18 protein-coding genes and 1 riboswitch are annotated in these 19,917 nt (G+C 47.6%); of the genes, 14 read left to right on the forward strand and 4 right to left on the reverse strand.

The features are described from left to right. Positions 1 to 5: 5 nt before the first annotated feature. Entirely contained in the window at positions 6 to 860 is an 855-nt protein-coding gene (locus ACTRXF_RS15555; RefSeq protein ID WP_474263915.1) for an aminoglycoside 6-adenylyltransferase, read from the forward strand. 162 nt (positions 861 to 1,022) lie between these two features. Here the strand turns inward: ACTRXF_RS15555 and ACTRXF_RS15560 are convergent, their stop codons facing one another. Next, positions 1,023 to 1,562 (reverse strand): dihydrofolate reductase family protein, encoded by a 540-nt coding sequence (locus tag ACTRXF_RS15560; protein ID WP_474263913.1) that lies wholly within the window; start codon positions 1,560 to 1,562, stop codon positions 1,023 to 1,025. 82 nt (positions 1,563 to 1,644) lie between these two features. Here ACTRXF_RS15560 and ACTRXF_RS15565 point away from each other — a divergent pair, with 82 nt between their 5' ends. The 4 genes from ACTRXF_RS15565 (at position 1,645) to ytkD (ending at position 4,703) form a co-directional block, all read left to right on the forward strand. Beyond that, entirely contained in the window at positions 1,645 to 2,409 is a 765-nt protein-coding gene (locus ACTRXF_RS15565; protein ID WP_474263910.1) for a C40 family peptidase, read from the forward strand. Between the two features lie 90 nt (positions 2,410 to 2,499). Next, positions 2,500 to 3,687, forward strand: coding sequence for a MalY/PatB family protein (locus tag ACTRXF_RS15570; protein ID WP_474263908.1), 1,188 nt, complete (start codon positions 2,500 to 2,502; stop codon positions 3,685 to 3,687). After that, complete coding sequence (locus tag ACTRXF_RS15575; protein WP_322526298.1) at positions 3,684 to 4,154, forward strand: YwpF family protein; 471 nt, start codon at positions 3,684 to 3,686, stop codon at positions 4,152 to 4,154. Before ACTRXF_RS15570 ends, ACTRXF_RS15575 begins: the two co-directional genes overlap by 4 nt. A gap of 57 nt (positions 4,155 to 4,211) precedes the next feature. Next, positions 4,212 to 4,703 (forward strand): RNA deprotection pyrophosphohydrolase, encoded by a 492-nt coding sequence (gene ytkD / locus ACTRXF_RS15580; RefSeq protein WP_474263906.1) that lies wholly within the window; start codon positions 4,212 to 4,214, stop codon positions 4,701 to 4,703. 82 nt (positions 4,704 to 4,785) lie between these two features. On the opposite strand, the gene pckA is transcribed toward ytkD, so the two are convergent. After that, entirely contained in the window at positions 4,786 to 6,369 is a 1,584-nt protein-coding gene (pckA, locus tag ACTRXF_RS15585; protein ID WP_474263904.1) for a phosphoenolpyruvate carboxykinase (ATP), read from the reverse strand. Between the two features lie 179 nt (positions 6,370 to 6,548). Here pckA and ACTRXF_RS15590 point away from each other — a divergent pair, with 179 nt between their 5' ends. Both ACTRXF_RS15590 and metK read left to right on the forward strand, forming a co-directional pair. Next, a complete protein-coding gene (locus ACTRXF_RS15590) occupies positions 6,549 to 6,944 on the forward strand; it encodes a thiol-disulfide oxidoreductase DCC family protein (protein WP_474263902.1) in 396 nt (131 codons plus the stop codon). 47 nt (positions 6,945 to 6,991) lie between these two features. Beyond that, positions 6,992 to 7,099, forward strand: a riboswitch (SAM riboswitch). A gap of 150 nt (positions 7,100 to 7,249) precedes the next feature. After that, entirely contained in the window at positions 7,250 to 8,464 is a 1,215-nt protein-coding gene (gene metK, locus ACTRXF_RS15595) for a methionine adenosyltransferase (RefSeq protein ID WP_322526294.1), read from the forward strand. Positions 8,465 to 8,514: 50 nt separating this feature from the next. Here metK and putP read toward each other — a convergent pair whose 3' ends face one another. Further along, positions 8,515 to 9,996 carry a sodium/proline symporter PutP gene (gene putP, locus ACTRXF_RS15600; protein WP_474263899.1) on the reverse strand — a complete coding sequence of 494 codons (1,482 nt, stop codon included), beginning with the start codon at positions 9,994 to 9,996 and terminating at the stop codon, positions 8,515 to 8,517. A gap of 364 nt (positions 9,997 to 10,360) precedes the next feature. Between putP and ACTRXF_RS15605 the strand changes: the two genes are divergently transcribed. From ACTRXF_RS15605 to ACTRXF_RS15625, 5 genes are all read left to right on the forward strand, one after another. After that, positions 10,361 to 11,764: a sigma-54 interaction domain-containing protein gene (locus tag ACTRXF_RS15605; protein ID WP_474263897.1), complete on the forward strand. Its 1,404-nt coding sequence runs from the start codon at positions 10,361 to 10,363 to the stop codon at positions 11,762 to 11,764. Positions 11,765 to 11,913: 149 nt separating this feature from the next. After that, positions 11,914 to 12,822 carry a proline dehydrogenase family protein gene (locus ACTRXF_RS15610; protein ID WP_474263895.1) on the forward strand — a complete coding sequence of 303 codons (909 nt, stop codon included), beginning with the start codon at positions 11,914 to 11,916 and terminating at the stop codon, positions 12,820 to 12,822. Between the two features lie 151 nt (positions 12,823 to 12,973). Next, positions 12,974 to 13,903 carry a DMT family transporter gene (locus tag ACTRXF_RS15615; RefSeq protein WP_474263893.1) on the forward strand — a complete coding sequence of 310 codons (930 nt, stop codon included), beginning with the start codon at positions 12,974 to 12,976 and terminating at the stop codon, positions 13,901 to 13,903. A 102-nt stretch (positions 13,904 to 14,005) separates the two neighbouring features. Further along, entirely contained in the window at positions 14,006 to 15,826 is a 1,821-nt protein-coding gene (locus ACTRXF_RS15620; protein ID WP_474263891.1) for a UbiD family decarboxylase, read from the forward strand. Positions 15,827 to 15,923: 97 nt separating this feature from the next. Beyond that, positions 15,924 to 16,907, forward strand: coding sequence for an aldo/keto reductase (locus ACTRXF_RS15625; RefSeq protein ID WP_474263888.1), 984 nt, complete (start codon positions 15,924 to 15,926; stop codon positions 16,905 to 16,907). A 64-nt stretch (positions 16,908 to 16,971) separates the two neighbouring features. Here ACTRXF_RS15625 and ACTRXF_RS15630 read toward each other — a convergent pair whose 3' ends face one another. Then, positions 16,972 to 17,418 carry a thiol-disulfide oxidoreductase DCC family protein gene (locus ACTRXF_RS15630; RefSeq protein WP_474263885.1) on the reverse strand — a complete coding sequence of 149 codons (447 nt, stop codon included), beginning with the start codon at positions 17,416 to 17,418 and terminating at the stop codon, positions 16,972 to 16,974. A 238-nt stretch (positions 17,419 to 17,656) separates the two neighbouring features. On the opposite strand from ACTRXF_RS15630, the gene ACTRXF_RS15635 reads away from it, so the two are divergent. Continuing rightward, a complete protein-coding gene (locus ACTRXF_RS15635) occupies positions 17,657 to 18,109 on the forward strand; it encodes a universal stress protein (RefSeq protein ID WP_474263883.1) in 453 nt (150 codons plus the stop codon). Positions 18,110 to 18,296: 187 nt separating this feature from the next. Then, the gene (locus ACTRXF_RS15640; RefSeq protein ID WP_474263881.1) at positions 18,297 to 19,679 is read left to right on the forward strand and encodes a DUF2254 domain-containing protein; all 1,383 of its coding nucleotides are present in this window, start codon (positions 18,297 to 18,299) and stop codon (positions 19,677 to 19,679) included. The last annotated feature ends 238 nt before the right edge of the window (positions 19,680 to 19,917 follow it).

Raw genomic sequence — 19,917 nt, forward strand, 5'->3', positions numbered from 1 at the left:
TGCCTGTGCGCACGCCTGAGGCTGTGATGGCGCTGATAATGGAGACTGCCAGAAACGATGAACGGGTCCGGGCCGCAGCTCTAAGCGGATCCCGTGCAGCCGCCGGAAGCAGCAGTCCTGATCTTTTCAGTGATTTTGATATTATTTATTTTGTGGAAAATATGGAACAAATGATTCAGGACCGGACCTGGCTTGAAGTGTTTGGAAAGCCTTTGGTTATGCAGACCCCGGATGAAATGAATTTATACCGTGAACCGTTGGGAGAGTCATTTGCCTTTCTGATGCTTTTTCAGGATGGTAACCGCATTGATTTAACCTTAAAGCGCGCAGAGAACAGGTATGAGCACTGGGAGCAGGACGGTTTGACCCGCTGCCTGCTGGATAAAGATCGCCCAGTTTCTGATTTTCCTGCTCCTACCGACATAGGCTACAAAACAAAGGTGCCGGAAGAGGGATTCTTTCACCAATGCTGTAATGAGTTTTGGTGGGTGGCGGTGTATGTAGTCAAAGGCTGGGGGCGGAGAGAAATGCTCTACGCCCAGGCCCACCTGAATATTATCCGCCGTATGCTGATACAAATGCTGAAGTGGAAGGTTGTACTCGAAAAAAAGACATCAGTAAATTTCGGCCAGGAGGCGAAGCATCTGGAAAAACACCTCGGGGCCAAGAATAATAAAGAACTGGCAGCTACTTATGCAGCGGGCTCTTACGATAGCGTGTGGGCCTCGTTGCAAAAGGCGATAGTTATGTTTGAACGGGAATCTGCTTTCGTTGCGAGCGAATGCGGGTTTGCGTTGAATGAGCAGGAAGGGCGACGGGTGAAGCAATATATTCAAGAGGTCAAACACGCGGTAAAATAAAAAAAGGCTCCTGCAGGCAGCAGGAGCAAAATGAAATATGGGATAAGAGCAACAAATTGGACGAATGCTACTCTATATGCTTATTATTACCTAAAGAGTAAGAAAAGTACACACTTTTCAGAAAAAATGATGCTTTTACCTATAGATGCGAATGGGTCCAAACTACTGCCCGGGCAGATCTTCAGCCCGTTTGTAGTGGAGCTGGGCCAGTTCTCCCCAACGCTTCACTTCGTGCAGATGAAGCCGTTTTGGCTGCCCGGTCCGTTGCTTAAACAACGGGACGCCGCTTCCTAAAAGATCAGGCGTAAAGGTAATAATATATTCATCGATCAGTTCTGCTTCTAGGAGAGGATCTATAATGTCTGCGCCCCCAATGACCCATATGCCACTTCCAGACTCCTGCTGCTTGTTTTGAAGCCATTCTGCCACGTTTCCTTGGACAAAGGAGACGTAACCGTCGTTGCCCGTGCGGCTGGTGGAAAAAACATAGCAGTCTTTGTCACTGTAGGGAAAGGCATCTGTTAAAACGAGCACGTCTTCGTAGGTTTTTCTTCCCATTACGACCGTATCCACCCGCCGGTACATTTCATCGTAGCCATTGTCTCCCTCGCCTTCGGCTTTCAGCAGCCAGTCAATATTTCCTTTTGCATCAGCGATATAGCCGTCAAGACTGGCGGCAATAAACAGGATTGTTGGTTTCATTACGACCACTCCCTCCGTTAATACGTTTATTTTATCATGAAAAAACAACAATCAGAACAATTGTACGGGAAGGAGGTAAAACATGAAGAAAAACTGGGTGTGGTTAAGTGTTGCTGCAGCAATGGTTATTGCAGGTGGCGCGGGTTACTGGGCGGATCGGCACGTTTTAATCACCACTGTCGATGGCAATGACAAAGCCTGGTACATCGAGGGCGGAAAAGCAGAGGAAGAGCTCTACCTTCGTCCCGAAACGGCCGCATCTTTATACGGAGCGGAGCTGGAACAAGAAGGCCGGGCCGTGCGTTTATCTGTGAACGGCGCTTCGTGGGAGGGGGAGCTTGAACAGAGTCCCGCCTGGTTCAATTGGAGGGGAGAATCTTATATTCCTGTGAAAGAAGCCGCGAAAGAACTGGCATTCGAAGAAGAAGAGACCGGAAACCGCTATACAACAGAGCTTTGGAGCCCGGCCCAGGAAAGAATCGCCAGAGTGATTGAGAAGGGGGAAGAGTTTACAGGTGTTCCGTACAAATGGGGAGCGTCTGAGACTACGACCGAATATTTCGACTGTTCCTCCTTTACGCAGCGTATGTATGCTGAAGAAAACGTGGATCTTCCAAGGGTCTCGGAGGATCAGGCGCAGGAGGGCCGGGATGTTGCTGAAGAAGACTGGAAGCGGGGAGACCTGATTTTCTTCGATACGAATGGAGACGGCAGCATTAATCATGTAAGTATGTATATTTCTGACGAAACACTGTTTCATGCCACAGAATCCGACGGTGTCGGCTATACTGATTTTTCGGATTACTGGAAGGAATCCGTGGTGGAGTCAAAAAGATTCATCGTTTAAAAGCCGTTTGAATTCGTCTTCCTAAAAAGAAAGTGATAAAATAAAGAACGGAATAGACATGGGAAGATGAAACGAGGAGGCTTTTTAAGCATGGATTTTAACAAGGTATTAAATCGGAAAAATACAAACTCAATGAAGTGGGACTTTGCGGCCGAACGCTATGGCTCTTCGGAGCTCTGGCCGATGTGGGTTGCGGACATGGATTTTCAGGCACCGCAGCCTGTACTTGATGCCATGCAGGAGGTAGTTGATCACGGGATTTTCGGCTATCACCGTCGTCCGGAATCTTTGAAGGACGCGACAACCGAATGGATTCGCACGCGCCATGACTGGAATATAAGTAACGAGCAGCTTGTCTTCACCCCGGGCGTAGTGCCGGCGATCAGTCATCTGATTCAGACATTTACGGAAAAAGGTGAGGGCGTTATTCTGCAGACCCCGGTCTACTACCCGTTCTATATGTTAGTAAATAATAATGAACGAACGCTGTATAAGAACCCGCTGAAAGAAACAGACGAAGGATTTACTATTGATGTGGAAAACCTTGAAGAACAGATGAAAGCCGGCGCGAAAATGCTTTTATTGTGCAGCCCTCATAACCCTATCGGCCGGGTGTGGACCGAAGAAGAGCTGCAGCAGATCGCCGCTCTGGCAGAGAAATACAACGTGCTGGTGGTATCTGATGAAATCCACGCAGATCTTATTCTCTCCGGCGTGCATGTACCATTTTCAAAGGCGGCGGATGGTTATGATGTGGAAACCATCACCTGCATGGCGCCGAGCAAAACCTTTAATCTTGCAGCCCTGCAGCTGTCCTATGTGGTTTTTGAGAAAAAAGCTTCACAAAAAGCATACGAAGCCCATCTGCAGCGTAATTTTGTCGGAATCGACAACCCGTTCGCCACAGTAGCTGCGGAAGCCGCATACCGGCATGGGAGCGAGTGGCTGGAAGAACTGCTCGTTCATCTGCGGGAAAACGTTGATTATTTAAAGGATCAACTGGAGTCGGCAATTCCGGAAGCGCACGTTATTAAGCCGGAAGGGACGTATCTTGTCTGGATTGATCTCCGTAACCTTGGGATGGATAAAAAAGAGCTGGAGGAATGGCTGCGCAAAGAAGCAGGGGTAGCTCTTAGTGACGGGCATATCTTTGGCGATGAAGGTGCTGGCTTTGTCCGCATTAACGTGGCCTGCCCACGCACGCATATCGATGAGGGCGTACGCCGCTTAAAAGAAGCATATGAACGAACAATTCAGGCCGCCGGCCGTAAATCATGAAAACGTTCCGTCTAGTCCGCCTCAGCCTGTTTCAAAAAGACGGTGACGCAATTGAAATGCATGAGATAAAAATGAAAGAAGGGCTCATTATTAATCGGGAGGAGCCTGATAGATCATGGCTCCTTGATGCGGTCATACCTACAGAATATGAAGACATTATTCACGAGTGGGAAAGACACGAAGAGGAAATGCTGATGGAAGCGGTCATCACTCATCCTGACAATGCCCCGGCGCTTTTGAGGGGAGTTGTGAAAAAAACGACGAGACTCGAGCATTCTCTTGGCGTTTTAATCCAGGCGTATATGGCTGGAAAAGATGAAAATATCACCGAACTGATATTGAAAGAGCTGATTACCGAAGGGTATGAAGGAGATCAGCTTATGGAAGAGTTTCACGAGCGAAAAAACGATCAGCGCTCCTGGTCTAAAGCAATGGCGGCAAGATTATACAGCCGCCAGGAAAAATAAATGCCCCCGGAGAGATGATAGAAGTGGAGTGATACGTATGTGTGAGGAACTGGCCATATGACGACCTGCTATAAATTCCGGGACTACTACAATAACGAAGTGGAATTGGCGTTAAACGACACTCCATTTTCAGACAAGCCGGGACATGTATGGGTTATATGCTTATATGCCGGCAAGTGGCTGCTCACTCGTCACTCCCAGCGCGGGCTGGAGTTTCCGGGCGGGAAGATCGAAGAGGGAGAAGCCCCCGAAGAAGCAGCTGTACGGGAGGTTGATGAGGAAACCGGAGGCCGGGTTGAAGTGATACGCTCTCTTGGCCAGTACAAGGTGGCTGGCCGGAGTGAAGACGTAATAAAAAATATATACATCGCTGTGGTGGAGTCGCTGATTCCTCATGAGGATTATATGGAAACAGACGGTCCGGTGCTGATAGAAACACTTCCAAGTAATATTCGTGACCATCCCGGCTACAGCTTTATTATGAAAGACGAAGTGCTTCCCCGTAGTGTGAAATATGCGGAGGAAGCAGGATATATTACATTAAAATAAAAGGAACCGGTGCCTGCATATAAACAGGCACCGGTTCCTTTTTGACGTATTGCATCTTCCTGACGCCGATGAAAAATAGCTCCTACAACTGGGTTGGTCCCGCGTCTGCGATAGAAGCAGGCACGTCGTAAAACCGCTTGAAATTTTCCGCAAACTTGCGGGCAAGCATGCGGGCCTGAACCTCATAGTCGCCGGCTTCTGCCCACATTTTTTTCGGCTGAAGCATATCTTCGGGAACTCCGGGGCAGGACTCAGGGATATGCAGTCCGAAAATAGGATCCTCGACCGTGGCTGTATCAGTCAGCTCTCCGTTGAGGGCTGCCTGCACCATAGCCCGGGTGTATGAAAGATCCATGCGGCTGCCGACTCCGTAACCGCCGCCGCTCCATCCGGTGTTCACCAGAAAGACAGGCACATTGTGTTCATCAATTTTTTCACCGAGCATTTCTGCATAGACAGAAGCCTGCCGTGGAAGAAACGGTGCCCCAAAGCAGGTGGAAAAGGTTGCTTCCGGAGAAGTGACGCCTCTTTCCGTGCCGGCGAGCTTGCTTGTGTAGCCGCTGAGGAAATGGTACATGGCCTGCTCCTTCGTCAATCTGCTGATTGGCGGAAGAACGCCGAATGCATCTGCAGTTAAAAAAATGATCGCCGAAGGATGACCGGCTGTGCCGGAGGGAACAATCCCATCGACATGTTCAATCGGATAAGCCGCCCTTGTGTTTTCCGTGATCTGAGTATCCGTGTAGTCAACTTTTCCACTGGCATCGTCTATCCCAACGTTTTCAAGTACAGCGCCAAAACGGATAGCGTTCCAGATCTGTGGTTCTTTCTGTTTGGACAGATTCGAGCATTTTGCGTAGCATCCGCCTTCGATATTAAAAATACCGTTTTCGGACCATCCGTGTTCATCGTCGCCGACCAAAAGCCGGGAAGGATCTGCGGAAAGGGTTGTTTTTCCGGTGCCGGAAAGACCGAAAAACAAAGCGCTTGCGCCATCACTGCCGATGTTTGCCGAGCAGTGCATCGGCAGTACGTTTTGTTCAGGAAGCAGGTAGTTCATGACAGAAAAGATTGATTTTTTCATTTCTCCGGCGTATTCTGTGCCGCCGATTAAAATTGTGCGCTGCGCAAAACTGATGACGATAAATGTTTCCGACGAGGTGCCGTCTGTCTCAGGATTTGCTTTGCATTCCGGTGCAGCTATGAGCGTAAAGGGCGGAGCAGAAGGATTTTCTCTTCCGTCTGGTCGGATAAACAGCTGCCGGGCGAACAATTGATGCCAGGCGCAGGAGGTGATGACCCGGACAGGAAGCTGGTAGTCGGGGTCAGCTCCGGCTAGGGCGTCGCTTGCAAATACTTCATTCCGGCTGTTCAAATGAGCCGTCACTTTTTTATAAAGCCGTTCAAACACTTCTTCGGACATTGGTTGGTTTACGTTTCCCCAGTCAATATAAGGAGAACTGCCGGGCTCATCGACAATATATTTATCTTTTGGAGACCGTCCGGTGTATTTGCCTGTTTTCACGGCAAGAGCACCTTCTGCTGTAAGTGAGCCCTCCTGCAGAGCCAGCGAGCGCTTCACAAGCGCAGGGACAGAGAGATTCCATTGGACGTGCGCTTCATTCAATAGATTTGTTTCGGGTTTGGAAGCGAACGGCGGCTTCATAAACAATCACTCCTTTAATGAGGGGGAAGTTGGATTTATTCATCATGAATGATGGATAGAATATAAAATAGTGTAACACATTTAGTTTAATAGTACATACTTATTCGTTAAAAAAGTTCATGAATATTTTTAGGACTAAGAGGGAAAAGATGTAGGAAAGCAATGAAAGGGGAACAACTATGGAACAACAACCGGAATTTATTGTATTCTATGATAGTGATTGTCCGTTATGCACCAGATTCCATACTTATCTCTCGGCGATAGATAAGACGAACAGGGTGAAATGGAAGCCTATATATGATGAGGATTTATTTGAAAAGTACCCGATGCTCAAGGGAGAGCCGCTTGAAGAGCAGATGCACAGTGTAGAGGATAATACGTACGTATACGCTGGTTATTATACGGTGAAAAAATTATGTTATACTATTCCGGCTTTGAAGCCGCTGAAGGCAGTATTTTTACTGCCGGGAGTAGAAACGCTTGGCCGCAAGCTGTATCATACTGTTTCTGTAAATCGGTATCAGTGGTTTCATTTCCTTTGCGATGACAAAACGTGCCAGCGCGGAGGGCACTAGGTTTGACATCAAATAGGGTTTGCGTTAAGATTTTGTACGAACGGATACTCTTATCCTGAGCAGGTGGAGGGACAGTCCCTGAGAAGCCCAGCAACCATCCGGTAACGGAAAGGTGCTAACCTGGAGAGGCAGACAGATGCCTTGAAAGATAAGAGGCGAAAAAGCTGAACTGACAGCCCCTTTTCCCTCAATTTTTGGGACAAGGGGCTTTTCTTGTACACAACGGCCTACTGCCGTTTTCTTTTCGTCTACCCGAAGAATGGGAGAGTACAACCGTAGCAGGCAGTTAAAAAGGAGGCAGCAGCGTGTCTACAATTGGACGACGTTTATTTACGTCGGAATCTGTTACAGAAGGACACCCGGACAAGGTGTGTGATCAGATTTCCGACGCGATTTTGGATGCAATTTTAAAGGATGATCCGAATGCCCGGGTGGCAGCGGAAACAGTAGTAAATACTGGTCTCGTATTAGTGGCAGGAGAAATATCGACATCTACATACGTGGATATTCCTAAAATTGCCAGGGAAACTTTGAAAGACATCGGTTATACACGGGCAAAATATGGCTTCGATTACGAAACGTGCTCGGTTTTGACGTCTATAGATGAGCAGTCGGCCGACATTGCCCAGGGCGTTGATGAGGCGCTTGAAACCCGTGAAGGATCGATGACCGAGGATGAACTGGAATCGATCGGAGCGGGGGACCAGGGCTTGATGTTTGGGTATGCAGATAATGAAACCGATGAACTCATGCCGTTGCCGATCTCGCTTGCGCACAAGCTGGCAAGTCAGTTAACAAAAGTCCGGAAGGACGGCAATCTTTCGTATCTGCGTCCGGATGGAAAAACGCAGGTTACCGTGGAATACGGAGACGACGGGAAGCCGCTCCGGGTGGAAACGATCGTTATTTCTACCCAGCATTCGGATGACGTAACGCTTGCACAGATTGAAGAGGATATGCACAAATACGTTATCGAGCCGGTAGTGCCGGCAGAGCTTCTCGACGCTAAAACCAACTATTTCATAAACCCGACCGGCCGCTTTGTTATTGGCGGACCGCAGGGGGACGCCGGCCTTACCGGACGAAAAATCATTGTTGATACGTACGGAGGCTATGCCCGTCACGGCGGCGGTGCGTTTTCCGGTAAAGACCCGACAAAGGTCGACCGTTCCGCCTCGTATGCAGCCCGGTATGTAGCCAAAAATATTATTGCAGCAGGTCTTGCAGATAAATGCGAGGTTCAGCTGGCGTATGCGATCGGAGTAGCTCAGCCTGTCTCCATTTCAATCGCTACATTTGGTACGGGAAAAGTATCAGAAGAGGTGCTCGTAAAGCTTGCCAATGAAAACTTTGACCTCCGGCCGGCAGGCATCATCAAAATGCTTGATCTCCGCCGGCCGATTTACAGGCAGACAGCCGCTTACGGGCACTTTGGACGTCATGACGTTGATCTGCCCTGGGAACGCACGGACAAAGCGGCAGCGCTTCAGGAACAGGCATTCACCGAAAAACAGCAGTAAATATAATAAATACCCGCTCCTGTCTATACCAGGAAGCGGGTATTTTTTGCTCAGTTTTTCTCCGTATACGTGCCGACAGAATCAAATTCAGTTTGAATTTTGTCTGAAGGCTTCGGCCCAAGCAGGCTGACGGCAATGATGATTAAGACGTTGATCAAGAAGCCTGGCACAATTTCATAGAGATCAAACAATCCTCCGGAAAGCTGAACCCAGATAATGACGGTGGTGCCGCCGGCGATCATCCCGGCAAGCACACCCCACATGCTCGTCCGGCGCCAGAATAAGGAGAAAAGCATTGCAGGCCCGAATACTGCGCCGAACCCGGCCCATGCGTAGCTTACAAGTTCAAGTACCGTGCTTCCCGGGTTGGAGGCGAGCAGCAGGGCGACGAGGGCGATGACGATAACGCCAATCCGGCCGACCCAGACGAGCTCGCGGTCAGAAGCTTTGGGGCGGAGCATCCCTTTATAAAAGTCTTCCGCAAGGGCACTGGAGGATACAAGCAGCTGGGAGTCCACCGTGCTCATAATAGCAGCGAGAATCGCTGCGAGAAGAACGCCGGACACCCACGGATTAAAAAGTACCTGGGTAAACAGAATAAAGACGGTTTCCTGATTCCCTTCTCCGAGCTGGGCGTTGCCGGAGAAGTAAGCAATACCGATAAATCCTGTAAAAATAGCACCGAGAAGAGAAATAACCATCCAGCTCATACCTACAAACCGGGCCATCGGAATTTCTTTTTCGGAACGTATCGCCATAAACCTCGTAATGATATGCGGCTGGCCGAAGTACCCGAGCCCCCAGGCAAGCAGGGAGACCACAGAAATAACACTCACATTCGTAAAGGCACTTAACGCATCCGGATTAATGGATGCCACGGTCTGGACAGAATTTCCCCATCCACCAATTTCTATAACGGCAGCGATCGGAACAGCAACGAGCGCCAGAAACATCAGAATGCCCTGGATAAAGTCAGTCCAGCTGACGGCCATAAATCCACCGAGGAACGTATACGTAATAATAACAGCGCCGCCGATCCAAAGAGCTGCCTGATAGGAAAGGCCGAACGAACTCACAAACAGGGTGGCGCCCCCGACCAGTCCGGAAGAGGTATAAAAAGTAAAGAAAATAAGTATAAATAATGCCGAAACAATTCGCAGTGCTTTTGTTTTATCGTGGAAGCGGTTTTCAAGAAAGTCGGGTATCGTAATTGAATCGTTGGCGATGATTGTATACCTGCGGAGTCTTCTCGCCTGAAACTGCCAGTTCAAATAAGCTCCAATGGTAAGGCCGATCGGCAGCCATATCTCACTCATCCCGCCGAGATACATGGCCCCTGGCAGGCCGAGCAGAAGCCAGCTGCTCATGTCAGACGCACCGGCACTGAGCGCAGCTACGGGTCCGTTCAATTTTCGTCCGCCTAAAACGTAATCCGAGAGGTTATTGGTCAGCTTGTAGAATAAAAAACCAATGCTAAGCATTACAATAAGGTAAACGATAAATGTCACAATTGTTGGTACAGAAATATCCATTTAGGTGCTCTCCTTTTTTGATTTAACATAACTGATTGCTGCTAAAACCACAGTAATCGGCATGGGTATTAATATTAGCAGCCATGTGAATAATGTTATTCCTTCCATTCAGTACACCTCCCCTTGAATGTACTATTATATGTTGCAAGAATAGTGCCAATATTCTTAACTTCAACAGGCCTTAACAAAACCGGCGGAGACGTCCATTATAATTGAATACTTCGGTGGATAGAAGCACAAATAGAAAAATTAAGAGATTAAAGGTGCAAAATTTTGCATTCCTAAGTTTTGGGATTTTGCGTACGGAGACTTCGCACTTCATGATAAAATCAGAGCAAGAATAAATTACAAAGAGGGTGGGTCCATGGTATATCAAGGTACGAATTCGTTATCCTATCCTGAGCTGAACGATGTGTTTGATCATTTAATGGTAAAAATGGATCAGGGGATCCGTGTTATTGATGCAGATGAAAACCTGATTATTTATAATGACAAAATGCGTGAAATTGAGTCCATGACATACGAAGATTTTAATAATAAAGGTATGATGGACGTTTTCCTTTTCGAGCATGAACGTGACAGCAGACTGCTCCAGGCTATCAAACAGGGAGTGGAAACGAGAGAAAAAAAACAGCATTATACAACGAGCCGTGGGAAAAACATCACGACTATCAACGAAATTTTTCCGATTTATTCTGGGGGACGGATTGTCGCAGCAGCCGAGATCGCAAAGGACGTTACCCGCATGGAAAAGCTGGTCCGGGAAAACCAGAAAAAAACCGACAGCGGGCTTTTTACATTTGACCAGATTATCGGGCATTCGGCTGAAATCACAGGGGTGGTGCAGAACGCGAAGCGGGCAATGAGAACGTCGTCTTCGGTGTTAATTGTAGGAGAAACGGGCACGGGGAAGGAATTGTTTGCCCAGAGCATTCACAGTGAAAGCGAGCGGGCTGGCCAGCCGTTTGTATCACAGAACTGCGCTGCTCTTCCGGAAACGCTGATTGAGGGCATTTTGTTTGGGACGGTAAAAGGAGCTTTTACAGGGGCATCCGAACGGGCCGGGCTGTTCGAAAAAGCAGAGGGCGGCACGCTTCTGCTCGATGAAATTAATTCGCTTCCGGTGGCACTGCAGGCAAAGCTTCTGCGAGTCCTGCAGGAAAAAAAGGTCACCCGTTTAGGATCGCACAAAGAGCAGTCCATCAATGTCCGCATTATCGCCACGATGAACAAAGAGCCGGCAGAGGCTATTCAAAACAATGAACTCCGTGAGGATCTTTTTTACCGTATTGGTGTTGTTACGCTGTATGTCCCTTCGCTGCGGGAAAGAAAAACAGATATCGAGCCGCTGGTGGAAACCTTTCTGGAAAAGTACAACCGTGTTTTTCAAATGGACGTGAATCGTGTCTCACCTGCGGTGAAAGCGAGGCTGGAGTCCTATCATTGGCCGGGAAACATCCGGGAGCTTGAACACGTCATCGAGGGAGCAATGAATTTAATGCTTGATGAAGAAATGATCGAAGAAAGCCACCTGCCGGACCATTTCCGCAAACGCACCGATCTTCTGGAAACAGGTGAGATAGAGAAAGGCGGGCCGGCTGGAATAAGCAGCCGCGAAGGAAGTTTAAAGGAACGTCTGCTTGAAATGGAATTTGCTTTGATTAAAGATGCGCTGAACCAAAGCGGCGGTAACGTCATGCAGGCAGCCAAAGAGCTTGGCATCAGCCGGCAGAGTCTGCAGTACCGGATGAGTAAATTTCATTTATAATTTTTTGCATAAAGCGCAAAATTTCTTGCGGTTTTGACGGACAGGCTTTTTCTTTTTTACGGAAACCCCTGCGGATACCGGTGCAGCCATGTTGGCACGTATTTTGCAACAGTATAGGGCAGTACTGAAAAGATCAGGAGGGTGCACCTATGACAATTTCACGTTCGTTTTTTATATTTCTTTCCCAGAATAAGACGCTGACAAAGGGCGCCAAAAAGTGGGGCATTCACCTCGGGGCTTCAAAAGTAGTGGCTGGGGAAGATATTGATGAAGCATTAACAACCATTCAATCGATGAACGAGCAGGGCCTCATGGCGACTATTGACCATCTTGGGGAATTTATAACGGAAAAATCAGAGGTGGAGGAAGCCAAGCAGAAAACTATCGAGATTATTGAGAGCGTCTATGCGAAAAACGTACAGTCAGAGCTGACAGTAAAGCTGACGAAGCTTGGTCTTGATATAGATACAGACTATTGTACAGAAAATATGAAGGAGATTCTGCAGGCGGCAAAGGAAAAACAGAATTTCGTAAACATCGACATGGAAGACTATTCCCGTTATGAAAAGACGCTGAATGTACTGAAAACGCTCCGAAAGGAATATGATAATGTAGGCACGGTCCTACAGGGTTATTTAAGGCGGGGGCTTGAGGATCTCGACAGCCTTGCCGGGGTGCCTCTTCGGATTGTAAAAGGGGCTTATAAGGAAAAGGAAGAGGTTGCATTCAAAGACAAGCATGAAATTGACGCCAATTATTTTCTGATGATTCAAAAACATTTGCTCCAGGAAGGATTTACGGCTATCGGCACGCATGATCACCGGATTATTAACGCGGTTAAGCTGTTTGTGGAAGACCAGGGTATAGCTTACGACACATTTGAATTTCAAATGCTGTATGGCTTTCGAACAGAACTGCAGCTGCAGCTCGTGCAGGAAGGCTACAATGTCAGAGTCTACGTGCCCTTTGGCAAAGAATGGTACGGTTATTTTATGAGAAGACTGGCGGAACGTCCGCAAAACCTTGTATCCGTGGCTAAAGGAATGATTACGAAATAAAAGGTTCATGCTGCGCCGCTCCTGAAAAGGGGCGGCGTTTTGGTATCCAGACAGGCAAAAAACCTTAAGGCAACAGTTTAACCAGGCAGTGCTTTTTGCGTATAATGGAGGGGATACGCAGCTGAAACTGGCAATAGAAAGGACGCCGATGATGCAGACAGTACAAAAAAGACGGACAGCAGGCTTTTTGCTGGTGATAAGCGGAGCCTCCCTCTGGGGTATTGGAGGAACAGTATCGCAGTATATTTTTGAAACTCACCACCTGCCTGTGGAATGGCTGGTGGCTGTCAGGCTGCTTCTTTCCGGCATCCTTCTGTTAACTATTTCTTTAATGCTTGGAAATAAAGAAAAAGTAACCGGAATCTGGAAGCGGAAAAAGAGCGCAGGAGCAGTGCTTATATTTGGTTTATTCGGCATGCTCGCTGTTCAGTATACATATATGGCCTCCATTGAGAGCGGAAACGCAGCTGTGGCTACATTGCTGCAATATTTGGCTCCGGTGTTCATTCTTGCTTACCTGCTTGCCGTCCGGCATACATATTGGAATATACGGGACGCGGGCGCTGTGCTGATGGGACTTGCCGGCACGTTTCTGCTGCTGACAAATGGGAAGCTGGCCGAATTATCTGTGCCGCCGGAAGCAGTAGTCTGGGGTATTCTTTCCGGTGTGGCGCTTGCCTTTTATACTCTTTACGCAGGCCCTCTTTTGGCAGCGTGGGGCTCTATGAATGTAATCGGGTGGGCGATGACTGTTGGAGGAGCAGCTGTAAGTTTTTTGCATGCCCCGTGGGACGCCGCATGGGAGAGCTGGACATGGAGCATGGCCGGGAGCGTAATTTTTGTCGTTATTTTCGGCACTATGATTGCTTTTTGGTTTTATCTGGAAAGTCTGAAATATTTAAAGCCGCAGGAAACAAGTATTTTGGGATGCCTGGAGCCTCTTGCCGCTATTCTGGCTTCGGTATGGTGGCTGCACGTACCGTTTGGTTTCTATCAGAGCGTGGGCACGTGCCTGATACTTGGCATGGTCGTTTATTTGTCACTGCCGCAAAAGCAGCGGGCAAAGCCTGCGCCGGTGTAAAGAAAACAGAAGGCAAAGGGTAAATAAATACAGCCTGAAGGGAAAATGTACTAAAATAAGTAGAGAAAGTGAAATACAATTCGGAAGGATGGAAAGCTGCATATGTATCAAAACCTCAACGAATGCGTAGAAGATCTTGAAAAGCACGGCCATTTAGTACGAATCAAGGAAGAAGTCGATCCCTTCCTGGAGATGGCTTCCATTCATTTAAGGTTCTATGAACAGGAAGGGCCGGCCATTTTATTTGAAAATGTAAAAGGAAGCCCGTTCCAGGCTGTTTCTAATTTATTTGGCACGGTTGAACGCAGCAAATTCATTTTTCGGAAAAACTGGAAGCAGGTTCAAAATGTTATCACGATGAGAAATGATCCGGTACAGGCACTGAAGCATCCGCTTCGTAATATGACGAGCGGCCTGACGGCAGTAAAAGCACTTCCGAAGAAAAAGAAAGGCGGGGCGGAAGACTTTCGGGAAGTCAGCATCAGTGACCTGCCGATGATTCAGCACTGGCCGCGGGATGGCGGCGCGTTTCTCACCCTGCCACAGGTGTATACAGAAGACCCGGAAAAATCGGGACCGATGAATGCCAACCTCGGCATGTACCGGGTACAGCTTAGCGGAAATGACTTTGTCCCCGATGAAGAGGTGGGCCTGCATTACCAAATTCAGCGGGGAATTGGTGTGCATCAGGCGAAGGCCGTAGCCAAGGGAGAGCCTTTAAAGGTCAGTATTTTTCTCGGCGGGCCCCCCGCTCATACTATTTCAGCGGTGATGCCGCTTCCGGAAGGGCTGAGTGAAATGATGTTTGCCGGCATGCTGTCCGGGCGTCGTTTTCAGTACAGCTACGAAGACGGCTACTGTATTAATCAGGACGCCGATTTTGTTATTACCGGCGATATTTATCCGGAAGACACGAAGCCAGAAGGACCGTTTGGAGATCATTTGGGCTATTACAGCCTGACGCATGATTTCCCGGTCATGAAGGTTCATAAGGTGTATGCCAAAGATAAAGCTATTCTGCCCTTTACTGTCGTCGGGCGGCCGCCGCAGGAGGACACGTCGTTTGGTGCAGTGATCCACGAAATGACAGGGGAAGCGATCAAGCAGGAAATTACCGGAGTCAAAGAAGTACACGCAGTAGACGCTGCAGGGGTACATCCACTGCTGCTCGCAATTGGCAGTGAGCGGTATACGCCGTTTCAAAGCGTAAAGCAGCCGGCAGAGCTGTTGACAATAGCCAATCGTATTCTCGGCACAGGCCAGTTAAGTCTAGCCAAATATTTATTTATCACAGCGGAACAGGAAAGAGAGCTCGATACGCATCAGGAGGAGGATTTTTTCACGTACATGCTTGAGCGGATTAATCTGCGCCGCGATCTTCACTTTCAGACTAAAACGACGATCGATACGCTTGATTACAGCGGAGAAGGGCTGAATGAGGGAAGCAAGGTAGTTATCGCAGCTTATGGGGATGTGAAGCGGGATCTTTGTCAACGCGTGCCGGACGGCTTTCCGGCTGACAGTCCGATTCATTCGCCCAGGCTTGTCATGCCGGGCGTAATTGCGGTGGAAGCACCGGAATTTTCCAGTTACAAACAGGCAGCTGAAGAAATAGCTGTTTTCGCTTCGAGCCTCGCCCAGAAATGGGATGTTAAAGAAACGCCGATGATTATCATCTGCGATGACAGCAGCTTTGTCAGTGATACGATGCGAAATTTCCTGTGGGCCGTTTTTACGCGCAGCAATCCTTCCCACGATATTCATGGCGTGAACAGCTTTTATGAAAACAAGCACTGGGGATGCGACAGTCTGATCATCGATGCCCGCATCAAACCACATCATGCACCGCCGCTGCTTCCAGATGAAAATGTGGAGCGCCGGGTGGACAGCCTGATGGAACGAATTGACTTAAGAAAAAAATAGTCTGCTGAAAAATGTTTAAAATGGAACAGAAGCGTGAACAGAAGGACACCTGTTTGAAAAAGCAGAGTCAACAATCCAGAAGGGATGAATACCTGTAATGGAAAAACGGCAGCTTGGCAACAGTGACCTGCATGTGTCTCCTATCGGTCTGGGATGTATGGGAATGTCCGCTTTTTATGGCAAATTAAACGATGAAGAATCGAAGAAAACGATACACACAGCGCTTGACCACGGCATTAACTTTCTCGATACGGCTGATATGTACGGCCCCATGACAAATGAACGCCTGGTGGGTGAGGCTATCCAAAACCGGCGGGAAGAGGTAGTGCTTGCCACAAAATTCGGGAACGTCTACAGCAATAAAGGTGAACTGACAGGCGAAGTAAATGGTCGCCCGGAATACGTTAAGCAGGCATGCGATGCCAGCCTGAAGCGGCTCGGTATTGATACCATTGATTTGTATTATCAGCACCGGGTGGACCCTGATGTACCTATTGAAGAAACCGTAGGTGCGATGAAGGAACTCGTAGATGCCGGAAAAGTCCGGTACCTGGGGTTGTCAGAAGCAGCTCCTGAAACGATTCGCAGGGCTCATGGCACGCATCCGATTACAGCTCTGCAGACAGAATATTCGTTATGGAGCCGGGACGTGGAGGATGAAATTCTGCCTCTTTGCAAAGACCTTGGAATTTCCTTTGTAGCTTACAGCCCGCTCGGGCGCGGGTTTCTAACCGGACAGATCAAGCAGTTTGAGGATCTGGAGGAAGATGATTTCCGCCGCTTTTCTCCAAGGTTTCAGGGAGAAAATTTCAATAAGAACCTTGAACTCGTGGATAAAATGAAGGAATTAGCTGAAGAAAAGAAATGTACAGCCTCCCAGCTGGCCCTTGCCTGGTTGAGGGAGCAGGGGGTAGTGCCAATTCCGGGGACAAAGCGGCGCACGTACCTGGAAGAAAATATTAACAGTCTGCAGGTAACGCTTACGGATTCCGATATGAAAGCGATTGATGACATTGCTCCTAAAGGCGCTGCCGCAGGTATGCGGTATCATGAAGAAGGAATGAAGACAGTGAACCGGTAATAAAAGCAGGCCCATCCCTCCAGGTGTATCCGGAGAGATGGGCTTTTTCTGTATGTGCAGGCTGCTAACTATTCTTGAAAGAGATGTGCTTTAGACGGCTTTTGGAGACCAGGCTGTACAGCGGCACTCCGATACGCTCAGCGTAAGGGAGGTAAAGAAGAACACCTGGAAGAAAGCTGAGCGGAATAGCAAGCAGCAGCCGGCGTAAGGCATAAAAACCATGAAGCACCACTCCTTGATCTGTGCACATGTGCAGCTCGTGGGCCGCATTTCTTGAGGATAGATAAGGATAGTATTCAGGAAGAAGCCGGGCTTCCTGAATGGGAACCCACTGGCAGCGGCCGTACAGATCAAAAAATTGAAAAATACGTACGGCTGCACGACAGGGCGGGCAGTATTTGTCGAAAAATAAGTAATGGATAAAGCATCTGTCCTTTGAAAGAATTTCAAACACATGAATCTGTGAACGTTTAACACGTATATTGTACGGGTATTTTCCCAGTAACGCCATAAAAACAAAAACGTCCGGGTGTGGCAGGGCGACAATTTCATATGCGGCGGAAATGGATGGATATAAAAGCCAGAACATAAGCCAGAAAAAGGATAATCGTTCTTTTTCTGGCTTTTTATATTTTTTTAGACGAAAAGCAGGGTCAAACGACGAAAAACAGAGCAGGTACGGGCTATTTTACGAAAGTTTAAGCAGAAGGCTGAAACAGGCAATTTAAAATAAGAAAGGAAAGATGAAATTGGCACAAATTAATCGTATACTCGTAGGAGTAGAAGCTCTCGAAGGCGCGTCCAATGATGCATTTTATAAAGCAAAGGAACTGGCGGAGGAAAACAATGCGACGCTGATCATTGCATTTGTTATGGATAAAAATGGATATGCTTCCCTGGAGCGTATGGACCCGCATGGCTTCGGAAGATTGAAAAACCAGGCGGAATCACGCTTGAAGGCTTACAAAGAAATGGCAGAGCAGAACGGAGTCAAAGACGTGGAAACCGTTCTTGAGGTAGGAATTCCAAAAAAAGAAATGGAAAATCTGTGTGAAAAATATAATATCGACATGATCGTTATCGGCGAGACTGGATCGTCTAAAGTGGACCGGCTGTTTCTCGGTAACACAGCTAAAGCCATTCAGAAAAAAGCAAAATGTGACGTGAAGGTTATATCGACCAAAGAAGCAGTAAAAAAATAAACGCTAATAACTAAAGCAGCATAACTGCTTCAGAGCCTTCTTCCCGCTTGTGTGGGGGAAGGCTTCATGTATGGGAATTTTCCACAGCGGATAATGCTGCCAACAGATTAAAGCAATAGAAAAGGTGAACGAATTGAAATATTATTTACAGCAGCTAATGCCTAAAAAATTACGGCAGATTAAAAGTATGTCCTCAAGACAGCGGTGGTACGAACTCCGATCAAGTCTTTGGGTGCTCCCGGCCATTTATATCATTCTGGCCGTGCTTTTAGCCATTGGTGCCTACTACGTGGAATTCGGGCTCGAGCCTGCATTCGCTATGGCACCAATCCTATCAACAGGGTATTCATTAACCCAGACAATGTACAGTACGCTGCTCTCAGGCGTACTCACGTTAAACGCCTTTACGTTTAACTCAATACTCGTCGTTTTGACGAGCTTTTCTGGTCAATTTACACCACGGGTTTTGTTTAATTTTATCTCTGACCGAAGAACCCAGCATTCTATCGGTATCTTTAATTTATGTTTCTTTTTCCTGCTAATAGGATTTTTCTTCTTGAATTCCTCGATGGATCAGTACACAGTATTTCCCGTACTCGGCGTATTAGCTACAGCCGTGTCGGTAATAAACTTCATTTTGTTTATCAACCATGCAACGAAGTGGATGCAGGTGCCAAGCATTACAACGAACATGAAAGAAGAATCACAGCAGCGGATTCTCAATACGCTGCTTTATGATCTCGAAGCACACCGCGCTAAAAATAAAAACGAGGTGCGTGAGCCGGAAACAGAAGGAGAGCCTTATATTGTTGCAAGTGAAACGACGGGCTTTATCCAGGTTATTGATTTTGGCAAAATCGTGAAAGAAGCAGCCAAAGACGGCATTGTAGTACGGCTGGATCGCCGGATTGGAGATTTTGTGCTTGAAGGCATTCCTATTTTTTCTTATTGGAAAACAAATGAAGAGCCGGATCTGCCGGTGAATGAAAAAAAGTACCGTAACCTGATGTATCTCGGGAAAAGTAAAACAGAAGTTCAGGATATCGAATTTGGAATCCGTAAATTGACCGAAATTGCGATTAAAGCGCTTGGAAACGATGAACCAATGACAGCGCAGGACGCTATCTATCAGCTTACGGACCTCATATTTTCCATTTCCAAGGTGACCCGCTTTACTTCTTATTTAACCGACGATAACGATACGCTCCGGTTGATTATGAAAGACGAACAGTTTTCATATTACGTATATTCCGCTTTCACCTACATTGCCTCTTATGCAGAAGAAAAGCCCGGCGTAACTTTGACGCTCCTTGAAGCGTTGGTCATTCTATCAAAAGCCCTGGAAACTAAGGACAAAAACTGCTGCTGGCATTACGGCAAAAGCATTGCCCGCAATTATTCCGGAAAGCTTCCACAGGATTATGACCAAATCACGTTTATGAACCATTTGGAGCAGCTTTCAGGCTCGGTGAATGATAAAGGTAAATTTTACGAAATGATTGATGATTTTGTAGAAAAAGATTTACTGGAAAAGAAACTGGTAGAGCGCAGAAAACAAGAAAAAGGATAAACCGAAGCCGATCCGTCAGCAAAAATGACTGGGTCGGTTTTATTTGTACTGTAAAGCCGGCAAAGAAACAAAAAAACCGGGCCGCATTTGCGGCCCGGGAGGGGTTTGAAGATTACTTAAAAGATTTTGTGCCTTCTGTAAGGGATTCCGAGGTTGGTTCAATCGCGGAAGTATCCTGGCGGTTGGCCAGAAATTCCGGACGCGGCTCCTGGCCGCTGAACGGATCGACGAGCTTGTT

The sequence above is a fragment of the Marinococcus sp. LNHM3E3-2.2 genome, from assembly GCF_056034385.1.